Source organism: Actinomyces sp. (assembly GCF_030530635.1).
In the GTDB taxonomy this organism is placed as follows: domain Bacteria; phylum Actinomycetota; class Actinomycetes; order Actinomycetales; family Actinomycetaceae; genus Actinomyces.
The window spans coordinates 19,460-33,507 of sequence record NZ_JAUMUL010000001.1; the positions used below are offsets into that span (position 1 = coordinate 19,460).

Annotated in this window: 11 protein-coding genes and 1 other RNA gene; 9 read left to right on the top strand and 3 right to left on the bottom strand. The window is 67.6% G+C overall.

Features of this window, described 5'->3' with window-relative positions:
* Window positions 1–129 precede the first annotated feature (129 nt).
* The 4 genes from Q4A20_RS00090 (at window position 130) to ssb (ending at window position 6,762) form a co-directional block, all read left to right on the top strand.
* The gene (locus Q4A20_RS00090) at window positions 130–2,796 is read left to right on the top strand and encodes an ATP-binding cassette domain-containing protein (RefSeq protein ID WP_303118696.1); all 2,667 of its coding nucleotides are present in this window, start codon (window positions 130–132) and stop codon (window positions 2,794–2,796) included.
* Between the two features lie 84 nt (window positions 2,797–2,880).
* Window positions 2,881–4,476 (top strand): GTPase, encoded by a 1,596-nt coding sequence (locus tag Q4A20_RS00095; protein WP_303118698.1) that lies wholly within the window; start codon window positions 2,881–2,883, stop codon window positions 4,474–4,476.
* On the top strand, window positions 4,473–5,960 hold the full coding sequence (locus Q4A20_RS00100; protein ID WP_303118701.1) for a GTPase: 1,488 nt from the start codon (window positions 4,473–4,475) through the stop codon (window positions 5,958–5,960). The genes Q4A20_RS00095 and Q4A20_RS00100 overlap by 4 nt, the downstream gene beginning before the upstream one ends.
* 145 nt (window positions 5,961–6,105) lie before the next feature.
* The gene (gene ssb / locus Q4A20_RS00105) at window positions 6,106–6,762 is read left to right on the top strand and encodes a single-stranded DNA-binding protein (protein WP_303118704.1); all 657 of its coding nucleotides are present in this window, start codon (window positions 6,106–6,108) and stop codon (window positions 6,760–6,762) included.
* 44 nt (window positions 6,763–6,806) lie between these two features.
* Here ssb and Q4A20_RS00110 read toward each other — a convergent pair whose 3' ends face one another.
* Window positions 6,807–7,400, bottom strand: coding sequence for a hypothetical protein (locus Q4A20_RS00110; protein WP_303118707.1), 594 nt, complete (start codon window positions 7,398–7,400; stop codon window positions 6,807–6,809).
* A gap of 150 nt (window positions 7,401–7,550) precedes the next feature.
* On the opposite strand from Q4A20_RS00110, the gene ftsE reads away from it, so the two are divergent.
* The 4 genes from ftsE to smpB all read left to right on the top strand — a co-directional run bounded on the left by ftsE (window position 7,551) and on the right by smpB (window position 11,183).
* Window positions 7,551–8,240, top strand: coding sequence for a cell division ATP-binding protein FtsE (gene ftsE, locus Q4A20_RS00115; protein WP_303118709.1), 690 nt, complete (start codon window positions 7,551–7,553; stop codon window positions 8,238–8,240).
* 66 nt (window positions 8,241–8,306) lie between these two features.
* Window positions 8,307–9,221: a permease-like cell division protein FtsX gene (gene ftsX, locus Q4A20_RS00120; protein WP_303118711.1), complete on the top strand. Its 915-nt coding sequence runs from the start codon at window positions 8,307–8,309 to the stop codon at window positions 9,219–9,221.
* A 5-nt stretch (window positions 9,222–9,226) separates the two neighbouring features.
* Window positions 9,227–10,561: a M23 family metallopeptidase gene (locus tag Q4A20_RS00125; RefSeq protein WP_303118712.1), complete on the top strand. Its 1,335-nt coding sequence runs from the start codon at window positions 9,227–9,229 to the stop codon at window positions 10,559–10,561.
* An 85-nt stretch (window positions 10,562–10,646) separates the two neighbouring features.
* Window positions 10,647–11,183, top strand: a complete 537-nt coding sequence (gene smpB / locus Q4A20_RS00130) for an SsrA-binding protein SmpB (RefSeq protein ID WP_303118714.1) — start codon at window positions 10,647–10,649, stop codon at window positions 11,181–11,183.
* Window positions 11,184–11,311: 128 nt separating this feature from the next.
* Here smpB and Q4A20_RS00135 read toward each other — a convergent pair whose 3' ends face one another.
* Complete coding sequence (locus Q4A20_RS00135; protein WP_303118717.1) at window positions 11,312–12,307, bottom strand: aldo/keto reductase; 996 nt, start codon at window positions 12,305–12,307, stop codon at window positions 11,312–11,314.
* Window positions 12,308–12,481: 174 nt separating this feature from the next.
* On the opposite strand from Q4A20_RS00135, the gene ssrA reads away from it, so the two are divergent.
* Window positions 12,482–12,852, top strand: a transfer-messenger RNA (tmRNA) gene (gene ssrA / locus Q4A20_RS00140).
* A gap of 311 nt (window positions 12,853–13,163) precedes the next feature.
* Here the strand turns inward: ssrA and Q4A20_RS00145 are convergent.
* The gene (locus Q4A20_RS00145) at window positions 13,164–13,814 is read right to left on the bottom strand and encodes a hypothetical protein (RefSeq protein WP_303118720.1); all 651 of its coding nucleotides are present in this window, start codon (window positions 13,812–13,814) and stop codon (window positions 13,164–13,166) included.
* Window positions 13,815–14,048: the final 234 nt, after the last annotated feature.

A 14,048-nucleotide genomic window follows, 5' to 3' on the forward strand; every position in this document is an offset into this window, starting at 1 on the left:
CAGGGTACGTCACACTGGATAGAAGTTCCCACTCCGCGGGGCTGGAACTTCCTGCTGGGCGGTGACCGGTGACGGTATGGTTTCGAATCAGTCGGTGTGCTCTCGCCCCACGATCTCGGAAGGATCACCGTGCCCCCAACAGTGCTCGCAGTACGTCTGACCAACGCTCCCGCCTATGAACAGCCGCGCATGTTCTCCGCGGCTTTTACCGTTGGCAGAAGGCCCACCTGTGACGTCGTGGTGGACACATCCAACGTGGTCTCCGGCGAGCATCTGCGCGTGACGCCGACGCCGGAGGGTTGGGTGGTGGAGTGCGTCTCGCGTACAAACGGGATGCTGGTGGCCGGTCAGGACACCCGACGGGCTCTGCTCACCGGCCCCACCCGCATCTACCTCGCCAACAGCTCGGGCCCCGGAATCGACTTCGTGCCGACGGCGGCCCCCGGCTCATCGGCCGTCGGCCCGGCGACGGCGACGGCGCAGTATCCACAGTCCGCCGCCCAGGACTCCCCGCCCCCGGCGCCGGCCCCGAATGGTTACGGCGTGTCGGCGGGCACTCCGGCACCGTTCGCGCAAGCGCAGTCCGCGCAGTCCGCTCAGACCGTCGTCGGCTCACCTGGTTCGCCGACCGGACTGACATCTTCGGCCGCTTCGGCCGCCACCATCGCCAGTCCTCCCGGCTCGCCCCGCTCGGCGGCCTCCGGTGGCACCGGCGGTTACCCCACCGCCCGGCGTCGAACCATCGCCAAGGTGACCATCACCTCTTCCGGCACCATCGGGCGGGCCCCCGACGCCAATCTGCGCCTGGACGACCCGCGCGTGTCCGGCCACCACGCGCGTGTGGATCTGACGCCCCAGGGGATTGTGGTCACGGACCTGCGTTCCACCAATGGCGTGTTCGTGGGGCAGCAGCGCATCCAGAGCTACCGGGTTACCGAGCCGACCACCTTCGGCATGGGTTCCACCTTCGTGGTGATCAGCCCGGACGGCACTTGCGAGGTGCAGGTGGCCACAGCCTCCGGGGAGTTGGTGGGACGCGACCTGACCTTCTTCGTAAACGACGGCAGGCTTAAACTGCTGGACGGCATCTCATTCTCCCTGCCCGGCAATGAGTTGCTGGCCGTGGTGGGACCGTCCGGCGCGGGCAAATCCACCCTGCTCAAGGCGCTGACCGGGGAGCAGAAGGCCCAACAGGGGCAGGTCCTGTTCGACGGGCTGGACGTGTATGAGCACTACCCGGTGATGCGCAACAAGATCGGCGTGGTCCCCCAGTCCGATGTGGTCCACTCCGCTCTGAGCGTGCGCCAGACACTGGAGTACGCCGCCGAGCTGCGTTTCGCCAAGGATGTTTCCAAGGCCGAGCGGCGGACCCGTATTGATGAGGTCCTGGAGGACCTGGACCTGTCCGAGCATGTGGACAAGAAGGTCAAGCAGCTGTCCGGCGGCCAGCGCAAGCGCGTGTCCACCGCCATTGAGCTGCTCACCCGGCCCTCCCTGCTGTTCCTGGACGAGCCCACCTCCGGTCTGGACCCGCAATTGGACCGGGATGTGATGGAGCTGTTGGCCTCCTTGGCGCACGGCACACGCCCCGGAGACACCGGACGGACCGTGGTGGTGGTTACTCACAATGAGAATCACATCGATCGTGCCGACAAGGTCCTCATCCTGGCCGCCGGCGGCACCCCCGTGTACTTCGGGGCGCCCCGGGAGGTGATCGCGTACTTCAGTCAGCGCCTGGCTGAGTTCGGGCGGGCCGGGCGGCTGGTGGTCAATGCGCCGCGGGGTGGCTTCCCCGATCCGGTGTCGATTGACGGCTTCGCCGACGTCTATGCACTGATCCGCAACCATGCGGCCGAGTTGCGCGCCTACCTGGAGGCGACCGTGCCCTCCACCCGCCGCGGTGACGGCCGCAGGATCACCACGTCGACCAGTGCCGATGAGCGCCAGTCTCCGCAGCAGTCCGCCCTGCGGCAGGTCTCCACCCTGGTGCGCCGTCACCTGCGCATCATCGCCGCCGACCCCTCATACCTGGTGTTCATGCTGGCGCTGCCCGTGATCATCGGCCTGCTCACCGAGGCCATCGCCGGGTCCAACGGCTTCGCCGTCCCCGACCTGCCCGAGCCGACGCCCGAACAGCCATGCGTGCGCTACTCCATGCAGGCCCTCGAGCTGCTGGTCATTCTGATCACCGGTGCCGCATTCTCCGGGATGGCCGCAACCATCCGCGAACTGGTGGGTGAGCGCGACGTCTATCTGCGGGAGAAGGCGGTGGGCCTGCGGGCCGGCTCCTACCTGGTGGCCAAGACAGTTGTGCTGGCCCTCATCGTCACCGTGCAGACCGCCGTCATGGTAGGGATCGCCCTGGCGTTGAACAAGGCCCCCACCGATGCGGTCCTGTTGGGCTCGCCGGGCGTGGAACTGGCTGTGTGCTGCTGGGTGGTTGCCTTCGTCTCCGGTCTGCTGGGACTGGCCGTTTCGGCCTTCGTCTCCTCCTCCGAGCAAGTCATGCCGGTGCTGGTGGTCACGATCATGGCGCAACTGGTGCTGGCCGGAGGGGTCATCCCCGTCGCCGGCCGGGCGGTGTTCGAGCAGCTCGCCTGGTTCGTCCCCGCCCGCTGGGGCTACGCCATGGCCGCCTCCACGGTCCAGATGAATGACATCCTGCCCACCCGTGCCGAGGACCTGTGGGAGCACACTGTCTCCCAGTGGGGCTTCAACCTGGCTGTACTGTCCGTGATCGGCCTGGTCTGCTTCCTGGTCTGCTACATCGGCCTGGCCCGCCGAGGTCGCCGCTGAGCCGGACGCCACCGGTGGGTAGGCCCGATACTGTAATGGCGGGTCGGTTCCGGCTGTGCCCCCGCTTCCGCCTAAAGTTGTGCCATGGTCTCATCTGCTTCCCCGCTGCCCGCCGGAGAAGACGTTCCCGTCTCTGCGCTCAGCCGCGCGCAGCTCATTGATGTCCTCACCGACACCGTGGGAGACCTGTCCAAGCTCGATCTGAGTCTCAACACCGATGGAGTCGAGGATGCGCGTCGCCTGCGCGCCGGCCTTATCGCCCAGATCCGCGACCATGTGCTGCCCCGACTGGCCGACGCCGACATCCCGGCGATCGTCGTAGTAGGCGGCTCCACCGGCGCTGGAAAGTCAACCCTGGTCAACTCCGTGCTCGGTCAGGAGGTATCGGACGCGGGCGTCCTGCGCCCCACCACCCGCACCCCGGTGCTCGTGGTCAACCCCGAGGACGAGACGGTTCTCGCCGATCACCCGATCGCCCAGGTCTGCCTGACCGTAGCCTCTGCCGCCATCCCCGCGGGACTGGCGCTCGTGGACGCCTCCGACCTGGATTCCGTGCAGGAGACCAACCGGGCTCTGGCGGTTCGACTGTTGGAGGCCGCCGACCTGTGGCTGTTCATAACCACCGCCGCCCGCTACGGAGACCACACCCCCTGGGTTTCCTTGGAGGAGGCGGCCGGGCGCGGGACACCCATCGGTGTGGTCCTGAACCGGGTGCCCGCTACCGTTCTGCCGGAGGTGCGCCGCGACCTGATTGAGCGCCTGGACGCGCTGGGCCTGGCCGAGTCGCCCTTCTTCGTGGTCCCCGACGCCGGCCCGCACGAGGGCCTGCTGCCCGAGTCATCAGTCGGCGAGTTGCGGGACTGGCTGCGCCTGCTGGCCGGCCGGCACCGGGCCGCCGGACTGGTGCGGCGCACCGGACGTGGACTGTGGAGCGGTCTGCGCGCGGATCTGATCACTCTCGCCGATGGAGTTGACGCTCAGGACGATGCCGCCACCCAGTTGGAGGAGGCCTCCCAGCGGCTCCTGAAGGCCCCCGGGGCGGACCTGCGCGCCGACGTCGAACAGGGAACCTGTGGGCAGGGCGCCCCCACCACCCGCTGGGTCACCCTTGCCTCCTCCGGGGGGCCGCTGGCCTCCCTCGCTCAGGGTGGCAGACTCCGCTCCGGCTGGTTCGGCCGCACCCGCAAGGCGCGCGCCGAGGCATTGGCAACGCTTGCCGGTGACACCCGTGAATCCATCGTCTCCCGCCTGGAGGCCGCGCTCGTCTCGGTGAGTGACGACGCCGTTCGCACCTGGGAGGTCGCCGGCGCCGCCGCTCGTGCCGGTGAGCTCCTGCCGACCGGCGCCGACGCGACCGGAGTGGTAGACGCCTGGGCGTCCGAGCAGCACGCCCGCGTGACCGCCCCGCCCAAGGGGCTCACCCAACCGGGAGCCGGCGACCTGGTGATAGCTGCGGCGGCCGGCATTGAGGGGGCCCGTGCCGCCGCCGACCGGCTGGGACTGGGGCCGGTGGTCGCGGACGCCAAGGCCGCGTTGACCCAGGCACTGATCGACGTTCTTGCCGCCACCGTCCCTGCGGGAGCCGCCCGCGCCCTTGCCCCCGACCCCGCACTGGCCGCTGCGCTGCGTCTGCGCGCCGGCGAACTCGCACCATTCACCCGCCCGGGAGCCTCCGCATGACTTCGAACCCGACCGCCACCTCCTCAGGGGACTATGTGCTCGACGCCGCCCACCTCCAGGCGCGCCTGGATCGTTTGCGCGCCGCGCTGGACGACTGCCCCACGGAGGTCCCCGCCTCCCTGTCCCTACCCGCCCGGGACCGCTTGGACGAGGTCGCCGAGCGACTCGCCCTGGGCGTGGACCACACAGTGGTCGCCCTATTCGGTGGTACCGGCTCGGGCAAGTCCTCCCTGTTCAACGCCCTGACCAGCCTGCAGTTCGCCGACGTGGGTGCCCGCCGCCCCACCACCGCCCTGGCATCCGCCTGCTCCTGGGGTGATGATGCGGCGGCCCTGCTCGACTTCCTCGAAGTCGTCGACGATCGGCGCATTCGTCGCGAGTCCCTACTGGACGCCACCGACCAGGATGCCTTCGCCGGACTGGTGCTGTTGGACGTGCCCGACTACGACTCGGTCAGCACCGAGCATGCCCTTCAGGTGAACCGACTGGTGCCGCTGGCCGACATCCTGGTGTGGGTGGTGGACCCGCAGAAGTACGCCGATGCGGTTCTGCACGAGGGCTATCTGCGGAAACTCGGCGCCCGCCAGGAGGACATGCTGGTGCTGGTCAACCAAGTGGATACGCTGCCCGCCGGTGGAATCGACACGTTGTTGGCGGATGTGCGCTCCCTGCTTGCCGCCGATGGCCTGCAGGATGTGCAGGTGCTGCCGGTCTCCGCGGTGCGCGGGGACAACCTCGGGGCTGTGCGCGAGCTGTTCCTGGAGCGGGTCCGTCGCGAGTCCAATGCCGCCCGCACCGCCTCGGCCGAGCTCGACGCCATCTCGCTGGGACTGCGCCCGGCAGCCGCCGCGCAGCCCGTGGCCACTCGTACTGAACTCGCCGACGCCGCCGTTGCGGCACTCATGCATGCCTGCGGCGTCCAGGCGGTGGAGGACTCCGTGCGCACCGGCATGGCGCGCACCTTCCCGCGTGCCATGGCCCGTCCGGGTCCGCCCGCACGTGATGCCGTCGCCTCCATTCAGACCACCTGGCTGCGTCGCACCACCGAGGGGCTGCCCGGTGCCTGGTTGCGCAGTGTGGAGAACGCCGTCGCCGCCCCCGAGGCGCTTGCCGCCCGCACCGCCGAGGCGGTCGGTAGCGTGCAACTGCCCCGGCACCGCGCCCCGCTGATCGAACTGGCCTGGTGGGGTGGCATGCTGACCGCCCTCGTCGGTGTGGTCTGGATGGCCGTCGACTTGGTGCTGGGGCGTGCGTTCGGTCTTGGGCTGATTGCCCCATCGGTCGTCCTGCTCGTCGGCCTGGTGGTGAGTTCGGTGGCGCTGCTTGCTCGCCGCTCGCGCGCCCATCGAGAGGCTGAGGAGTATGCGCGGGCCGTGCGCGCCCGGTTGGTGTCGGTGGTTGCCCGTGACCTCACCCGTCCCGCCGACGGCGTGTTGGTGCGCCACCGTATGCTCCGCCAGGCCCTGGAGGTGGCGGACCGGTAGCGGGTGGCGGTCACCGGCGTCCACAGGTGGTGTTCGTGCAGGGGGCGCGCTCCTCGCATACACAGGCCGGTGGCGGCTGGGGGTGTCACTGCGGGACCGTTGAGGCAGCCGGCACGGTGCCGGCACCCCAACGAAGGAGCACCCCATGAGCCGTCAACTCGATCTGGTCGTCCAAGGCGTCCTCGGCACGAACCCCGCCGTGACCCGTACCGCCGGCGGGCGCCCCTACTGCTATTTCCGCGTGGCCACGTCCCCGTCCTTCCGCACCGCGCAGGGCTGGCGGGACGGGCAGACCATCTGGTTCACCGCCAAGTCTTGGGGACCGCTGGCTGAGAACCTGGGGCGCTCCCTGCACAAGGGCGACCCCGTGGTACTGGTCGGACGCTTCTCCCAGGAGAGTTGGTCCAAGGGGACGGATGAGTTCCTGACCAACGTACTGACTGTCTCCTGCGGGGGACACGATCTCACGCGCGGGGAGTCCCGTTTCATGCGCATCGTCCACGCCTCCGCCGCCCCTGAGGCCGACCAGGCGGGAACACAGGAGCCGTCGGTCACCACCTCCTCATCCGGCTCTGCGCCGACCGCCGACTCCGCGCTTACCCCGGACGAGGTCTCCCAGGCGGTCGGGCAGACCCCGCCCGAGGGGCAGGACCGGCTGCCGGCAGATCACCCTGCGGGCGCATACCAGACGCCGCCCCACCGCGTGGAGGAGACTGGCACCGGCGGTGCTCAGGAGCACGGCGCCGTACCCGCCACAGGGGGCGAACTGGCCGATTACGTGCTCGCCGACGAGGACGAGTGACTTCCCTCGGCCGGCCGAGCTGCCGCCGGCCGTGCCGTTGCCGGTCAGGTCGCTGGAGGCGCTGCCCCGGTCGAATCAATGTCCACGGACAGGTCTGCCGGGTGAGCGACGTCGAACACCTCGATCAGCACCCGCACCGTCATGTCGGCCGCCGCCCCCATATCCGCCATGTGCCGCACCAATTCCCGGCCGCGTCGCCGCCAGCCCAGTGCGGTCAGGGCATTCAGGGCGTCGTCACCCAGCAGGGCACGGCCGTCGTCGTCCAGCCGCGGCGCTGTCAGCCATACTCCCGCATCGCCGGAGCTGACCACCAGGAGCGGCGCCAGCGGGGAGGGGGACGGACGACGGCGGCGCAGTAGGCGCAGGGGGCCGCGTACCGGCCTCCTATGGGCGGCCGTGTCGGCGTAGACGATCGGTGCCGCGGCCCGCAGCCGTACCGTCGTGGGGCTTTGAGACTCCTGGACGGTAGGGGCCACCGGGGCAGGGGCCCTGGTGCCGATCCCGGTGGTCCGTTCGGCCGTATCGAGCAGGTGTGTCAACGAGGGGGCGAAGCGGCTCCAAGAGCCGACGTCGAGCACGGGTCGACTGTGGGAGGTGGCGCTGGGGGAATCTTCGCGGTCCGGGTGCATTGCCGACATGACTGAAACGGTAGAACCTCGGCGTGGGCTCGACCACCTCCGGATTAGGCGCGTCCGGGCGTGTCACGCCCGGGAAATCAGGCGTCACTGATTACCGTGTTCACAGTCCCGGCGTGTCTGCGTCGGCCACGAGCAGGAAGCAGCCTCCCAATGATCCGATTCGACAACGTCTCCAAGGTGTACAAGCGCGGAGCACGGCCTGCGCTCGACGACGTCTCCATTGAGATCGAGCGCGAGGAGTTCGTGTTCCTGGTGGGAGCCTCCGGTTCCGGAAAATCCACCTTCCTGCGCCTGACCCTGCGCGAGGAGCGACCCACCTCCGGGTCCATCCACGTGCTCGGGCGCGACCTGTCGCAGATCTCCAGTTGGAAGGTTCCCAAGCTGCGTCAGGAAATGGGCTTCGTCTTCCAGGACTTCCGGCTGCTGGAGAACAAGAGCGTATTCGAGAACGTGGCCATCGCCTCCCAGGTGATCGGCAAGCCCCGCCACTACATCCTTTCCGCCGTTCCCGAGGCGCTGGAATTGGTGGGGCTGTCGGGCAAGGAGAAGCGACTGCCCCATGAGTTGTCCGGCGGCGAGCAGCAGCGCGTGGCCATTGCCCGCGCCATGGTCAACCGTCCCAAGCTGCTGATGGCCGACGAACCCACCGGCAACCTCGACCCGTCGACCTCCGTGGGCATCATGCGCCTGCTGGACCGCATCAACCGGCAGGGCACCACCGTGGTCATGGCCACCCACGACGACGAGATCGTCGACCAGATGCGTAAACGCGTCATCGAGCTAAAGGCCGGAGAGGTTGTACGTGACCAGGCTCGCGGCGTGTACGGCTCGGACCGCTGAGGCCGGTGGAGCATTGAACATTCGTGAATGCCGTGAATGCAGTGAATGAGGTATTGAGGTAACCGCATGCGATTCCGTTTCATCGTCTCCGAGATCTTCAAGGGGCTCAGCCGCAACCTGGTCATGACCGTCTCGGTGATCCTGGTGTCCTTCGTGTCACTGCTGTTCGTCGGCGCCTCGGTGCTGTTGCAGAACCAGATCTCCGTAATGAAGGGCTACTGGTACGACAAGGTCGAGGTCAGCGTCTACATGTGCCCGACGCCGTCCAGCGTGGCCGCCTGCGCGGAGGGTGAGGCCACCCAGGAGCAGATCGACGCCGTCGAGGATCTGGTCAACTCCGACACGCTCGCCCCCTACATCGACAGCTACAGCATCGAGTCCAAGGCCGAGGCTTACAAACGATTCATGGACGCTTATGGGGACAAGCGCCTGGGCCGCAACGCCACCGAGGACATGATGCCGGTCTCCTTCCGCATCAAGCTGGTGGACCCGGAGAAGTACCAGGTGGTCGCCGAACAGTTCACCGGCCGTCCCGGCGTTGAACGCGTAGTTGACCAGTCCGACACCCTCGAACCGCTGTTCGTGGTGATGAACCGGACGTCGTGGATCACCGGAGGGCTGGCCGCCATCCTGGCACTGACGGCGGTGCTGCTGATAGCGACGACCATTCGGTTGTCGGCCATGAGTCGATCCAAGGAGACCGGCATCATGCGATTGGTCGGCGCCTCGAACCTGTTCATACAGCTGCCCTTCATGCTTGAGGGTGCCATCGCCGCGCTGATCGGGGCGATCGGCGCCGTGGCCGCGTTGTGGGCGGGCGTGCGCTACATCATCGTGGACTGGCTGGCCGAATCGATCACCTTCGTCGCCTTCATCGGCACCGGCGATGTTCTGCGGCTGGCCCCCTGGCTGCTACTGGCCGCCGTCGTCCTGGCGCTGGTCTCCTCCGCCTTCTCACTGTCCAAGTACACGAGGGTCTGATTCTCATGCTCCCACTGCTCTCCGCATTTCTGCCGTACCCCATCCGCCACCGCGTCAAGCGACGGACCGGTCGCGGGGCTGTCGGGGCCTTCACGCTGGTGCTAGTGGCCGCCCCGCTGTCCGTCGCCGCGCTGGCCGATGAGCGTCAGGACGCGGTCGATGATCAGGCCGCCGCTCAGCGCAAACAGGCAGAGTTGGCCGCATCCCTGGAGGGCGTGTCCGCTGAACTCGGTCAGGCCTATATTGAACTGCAGAATGCCGAGGCCTCCCTGGCCACCGCGCAGACCGAGCTTGACGACGCCCAGACGGTGCTGGCCGAGAAGGAGCGGGAGCAGCAGACTGCCGCCGACCGTCTGGCTGTGGCCGAATCCGAGCTGTCCGCCCTGAAGGAGGAGTCGGAACAGACACAGAACACCGTGGATGAGAACGTCACCTCGGTGGCGGACCTGGTTGTGGCCACCTACCAGGGTGACAGTGCCATCACCTCCTGGACCTACGTGTTCTCCTCCGATTCGGTCGATGATCTCGCCGACCGGACCTCCACCATGGAGATCGCCGCCGGTGTGCAGGACTCCGTCCTGGCTGCCGCGGAAGAGGACCGCGCTCTGGCGGCCAACCGGGAGGCGCGGCAGGACGCCACCACCGAACGCGTGTCCACGCTCAAGGCAGAGGCAGATGCCGCCAAATCGGCGGCCCAGGCCGCAAAGGACACCGCCAAGACCAAACGTGACCAGGTGGCCTCCCTGAAGGCCGAGAAGGCGACCGCCGCCTCGAACCTGGAGACGCAGAAGGCCGGCCTGGAGCAGCAGCAGGCGCAGGCGGCCGCCGACGAGGAGGCCGCCGCCGCCAAGATCGCCGAACTCGACGCCGCGAATCGGGCCTCCGCCGGATACACCGGTTCAGCCTCGGACGCGGGGGCGTCATCCTCACTGGGAAGCGGGACGATCGGACACCCGATCGCAGGTCCGCTCATCGTCGCCTCTCCCTTCGGCTACCGGATCCACCCCATCACCGGGGAGAGCCGGCTACATGCCGGGGTCGACCTCGTTGCCTCCTCCGGCACGCCCCAGTACGCGGGAGTGGCCGGTACTGTCACCCACAACATCAATAGTTCATGCGGTAATGGCGTGTTCATCAACGGAGGTGTCATCAACGGCCAGTCCGTCGTGCTCGCCTACTGCCACCTGTCTGCGATCTCAGTGCCCAATGGCGCCACCGTCACCCGGGGGCAGACCATCGGCCTAACGGGCATGACCGGGGGAGCCACCGGCCCGCACGTCCACTTCGAGGTGATCATCAACGGCGTTGAGGTGGACCCCATGAGCCTGCCCGGGTTCTGAACGCAGGTCGGGCTGTCTTGGCGGCCGCCGCCGTCGGCAGTAATATGCGGCGCCGTGGCTTGACGGCCCGGGACGAGGGAAGGAGATGCCGGTGGCCAAGAAGACCGAGGGGGCGAGGAAACTCACTCCGGCGGAGCGCGCTAAGGCGGCTGCCGACGCGCACAAGACCATCGCCCGCAACCGCAAGGCGACGCACGACTACTTCATTGAGGACCGCTACGAGGCGGGGCTCGCCCTGACCGGCACCGAGGTCAAGGCACTGCGCATGGGGCGTGCCTCCCTGACCGAGGCGTGGATCGAGATCGACCGCAACGGTGAGGCCTGGCTGCAGGGCGCCCACATTCCCGAATACCTGCAAGGCACCTGGAACAACCATTCCCCGCGCCGCAAGCGCAAGCTGCTGCTGCACCGGGCCGAGCTGGACAGGCTCGCGCAGCGGGTGCAGGCCAAGGGGTACACGATCGTGCCCCTGGAGCTGTACTTCACCGCCGGGCGCGTAAAACTCGAGATCGCCCTGGCCCGCGGTAAGCAGGACTGGGACAAGCGCCAGGCCCTGCGAGAGGCGCAGGACAAGCGGGACGCGGCGCGCGCCATGGCCGCCGCCAACCGGCGCCGGGGCTGACGTGGGCATTCCGGGAACCCCCGCGGCGGGAGCGACATTGCCTGCCGGTCAGAGGGGTGCCAGTGCCGCCGTCGGGCTGCCGGCCGGTAGCCCGAAGAGTGGGACGGTGGCGCGCGGGGCGGCTCGCCTTACCAGCGGTCGTGCACGTGGGCGCGGATGCGCCGGTCGTACAGGTCCGCCAGGGCGGCATGCAGCTGCTCGCTGAGCGGTTCCAGGGCGGCGGCGGAGGCGTTGGCGCGGGCCTGTTCGGCGTTGCGCGCGCCGGGGATCACGGTGGCGACGCCCGGCTGGTCCAGGATCCAGCGCAGTGCCACCTGGGTGGGGGTGGCGCCCGCCGGGCCGAGCTCGCGGCACAGGGCGCTGAACTCCTGGGCGGCCTTGACGCCGACGTTGAAGGGCACTCCGGAGAAAGTCTCGCCGATGTCGAAGGCGGAGCCGTCGCGGTTGTAGTTGCGGTGGTCGGAGGCGGGGAAGGTGGTGTCCGTGGTGTAGCGGCCGGACAGAAGTCCGGAGGCCAGCGGCACGCGGGCGATGATCGCGGTGCTCGTGGCCTGCGCCGTCGGCAGCACTTGTTCCAGCGGCTTGCGGCGCAGGACGTTGATGATTATCTGCACGCTGGCGCAGCCGGGGCGTCGCATGGCCTCCAGGGCCTGGGCGCAGGTCTCCACGCTGACGCCGTAGGCGCGGATGCGGCCGCCCGCCACCATCTCCTCCAGCCAGTCCCAGGTGTGCTCGGCGGAGATGACCTCACTGGGCGGGCAGTGCAGCTGCACCAGGTCGATGGTGTCCACGCCCAGGTTCTTCCGGGAACGGTCGTTCCAGGTCAGGAAGGCTTCGCGCGTGTAATTGCCGGGGAGCTGTTCCACGCGTCGGCCCATCTTGGTGGCGATGGTGAGTCCGGCGTCGGGGTGGGCGGCGGCGAAGGCGCCGACGAACTGCTCGGAGCGGCCGTCGCCGTAGACGTCGGCGGTGTCAATGAAGGTGACGCCTGCGTCGAGCGCCGCCTGCAGGGTGGCGGTGGCATCATCGGCGGTGACTTCGCCCCAGTCGGAGCCGAGCTGCCAGGTGCCGATGCCGACGGCGGAGATATTGCGATCCAGGGCGGGGAGCGGGCGGGTCTCCATGATGTGCCTCCTACGAGTTCGAGCCGATGCCGTCAGCCTAGCGGCATCTAGTGGTCCGGCAAAACAAATCTAGTGGCGAAGGTCTCGCAGTCGCTGCAGCCGGCGCTGGTATCCTTGAGGTGCTGAAGTTTCAGTGGGTTCCCGCGCGGCGTGCCGGGCGGGGATAATTCAACAGGGGATGATCGGTTTCGACGACGGTCGTGGATTCAGGAGAAGCGGGTCGAGGATGCACAGTCATCTCGTCAACGCTCTGTGCGAACCAATAGGTGCCGATAACACTCGCACCGACTTCGCCCTCGCCGCCTGAGGCGAGCCTCGAAGTCCGTCAGCCCGGGGGAGCTTCCGCCCCGGTTCCTGGCGTCATCTAGGAAGCCACTGCTGAGGCCCTACGCCACCGGGGGTCTCGGGACTTCAAGGTGGCTGAGCCCGTCGGCGTCCTTGTTCGCGTGAGACGCCGGGGCCGAGAAAAATAGCAGCGAACTGCACCCGGAGAAGTCCTGTTGCACCACCGTCGGACCGGGGTTCGATTCCCCGCATCTCCACCAAGAACCTGCTGGCGCAGACGCGGTCACGCGCCAGCAGGTTTTTTGCGCTCGTGGCCGGCTTCGATCCTGCGTGTGAGAGTTCGTTTTCTGAGCCAAAACCCCTAGTCAGAGTGTTTTGAGGCGCGCGAGAGTTGGGCTGTTTCGTTGGCGGGTGGCTTTTCGAATGGTGGGACAGGCCCCGGCGGACGCTAGGACCTGGGTTCCTATGTCAGTAGGTCGTTGCCCTGGGTCTCGCTGAACTCGGGTTCGATGATGATGTCGGCTGGTGTACTGCTCTGACTGGCATCGTCGTGTGGTGGTTCGGCCCATGTCTACGGTGCAGGGCCGAGGATTGTATAGCCTGCTTTGATGACGAAGGATCCGAACAGAAGGTTTCCTCCGCCGCCGATGGCTGCCCCGATCATGAGGGGGACTTGCTTGCCGAGGACTAGGATGCCGGTCTTGGCGCCCCACTTGGTGACAAAGCGTGGCCCCAGGATCTTGTTGGCTTGCTTCACGGCTTCCATAGGGAGCGCTTCGACGAGCTTCTTGCCCCAGTATGGCGCGGTTCGTCCGATGACCTTGTCGAGAAGCTTGGAGGATGCGGAGTTGCCGAATAGGACTGCGGTGACGAGCATCTTGCGACGCTCCAGATCTTCTAGATCGAGGTCGTGGATCTCGGCCAAGCAGAGGATGTAAAAGACTGACGCTTCAAGGTAGGTCACGAGATCTAGGCCTGCGGCCGAGGCCTGGGCTACTCCGTTGGGAACGACGGCAGCCGTTCCTGCCCCGGTACCGGAGGCCGTCACTGTCCCGAGGTACCACTTGTTGATGTATGAGATGAGTTCTTGGGGAGTCTTGTCTGGGTGGACACGGCGTAGCCGGGCGATGTTGGCCTGAGCGCGTGGCTGCTGGAGGATGAGGGCTTTGTTGAATCCTGCGGAGATTAGGGCACGTGGGTCCACCTTGGTAAAGTTCTGCATGGCTAGATTTTGACATGCGTGGCCGTGGATTATGGGGAGGCCGTCGCGGCGACAAGGGATCTTGGCCTGGTGGTGTCATCCCTTGATGTCGATCCGGCTACCGGCTTTGAACACGACGGTCGCGTCCCCTGTCGAACTCTGGGTTTTGTGAAGGGTGCTGTATCTGGTTCCGGTAGTTGCTGACTAGCTGTTGTGGGTCATGGTGTTGTAGACGCCGGGGGAATATAGGGGCGG

What these genes read in the sequence shown, in the direction of transcription:
- ftsX (WP_303118711.1), top strand. Translation starts at nt 8,307, where the DNA reads ATGCGATTCCGTTTCATCGTCTCCGAGATCTTCAAGGGGCTCAGCCGC.
- Q4A20_RS00145 (WP_303118720.1), bottom strand. Translation starts at nt 13,814, where the DNA reads ATGCAGAACTTTACCAAGGTGGACCCACGTGCCCTAATCTCCGCAGGA.
- Q4A20_RS00095 (WP_303118698.1), top strand. Translation starts at nt 2,881, where the DNA reads ATGGTCTCATCTGCTTCCCCGCTGCCCGCCGGAGAAGACGTTCCCGTC.
- Q4A20_RS00100 (WP_303118701.1), top strand. Translation starts at nt 4,473, where the DNA reads ATGACTTCGAACCCGACCGCCACCTCCTCAGGGGACTATGTGCTCGAC.
- smpB (WP_303118714.1), top strand. Translation starts at nt 10,647, where the DNA reads ATGCCGGTGGCCAAGAAGACCGAGGGGGCGAGGAAACTCACTCCGGCG.
- ftsE (WP_303118709.1), top strand. Translation starts at nt 7,551, where the DNA reads ATGATCCGATTCGACAACGTCTCCAAGGTGTACAAGCGCGGAGCACGG.
- Q4A20_RS00135 (WP_303118717.1), bottom strand. Translation starts at nt 12,307, where the DNA reads ATGGAGACCCGCCCGCTCCCCGCCCTGGATCGCAATATCTCCGCCGTC.
- ssb (WP_303118704.1), top strand. Translation starts at nt 6,106, where the DNA reads ATGAGCCGTCAACTCGATCTGGTCGTCCAAGGCGTCCTCGGCACGAAC.
- Q4A20_RS00110 (WP_303118707.1), bottom strand. Translation starts at nt 7,400, where the DNA reads ATGTCGGCAATGCACCCGGACCGCGAAGATTCCCCCAGCGCCACCTCC.
- Q4A20_RS00125 (WP_303118712.1), top strand. Translation starts at nt 9,227, where the DNA reads ATGCTCCCACTGCTCTCCGCATTTCTGCCGTACCCCATCCGCCACCGC.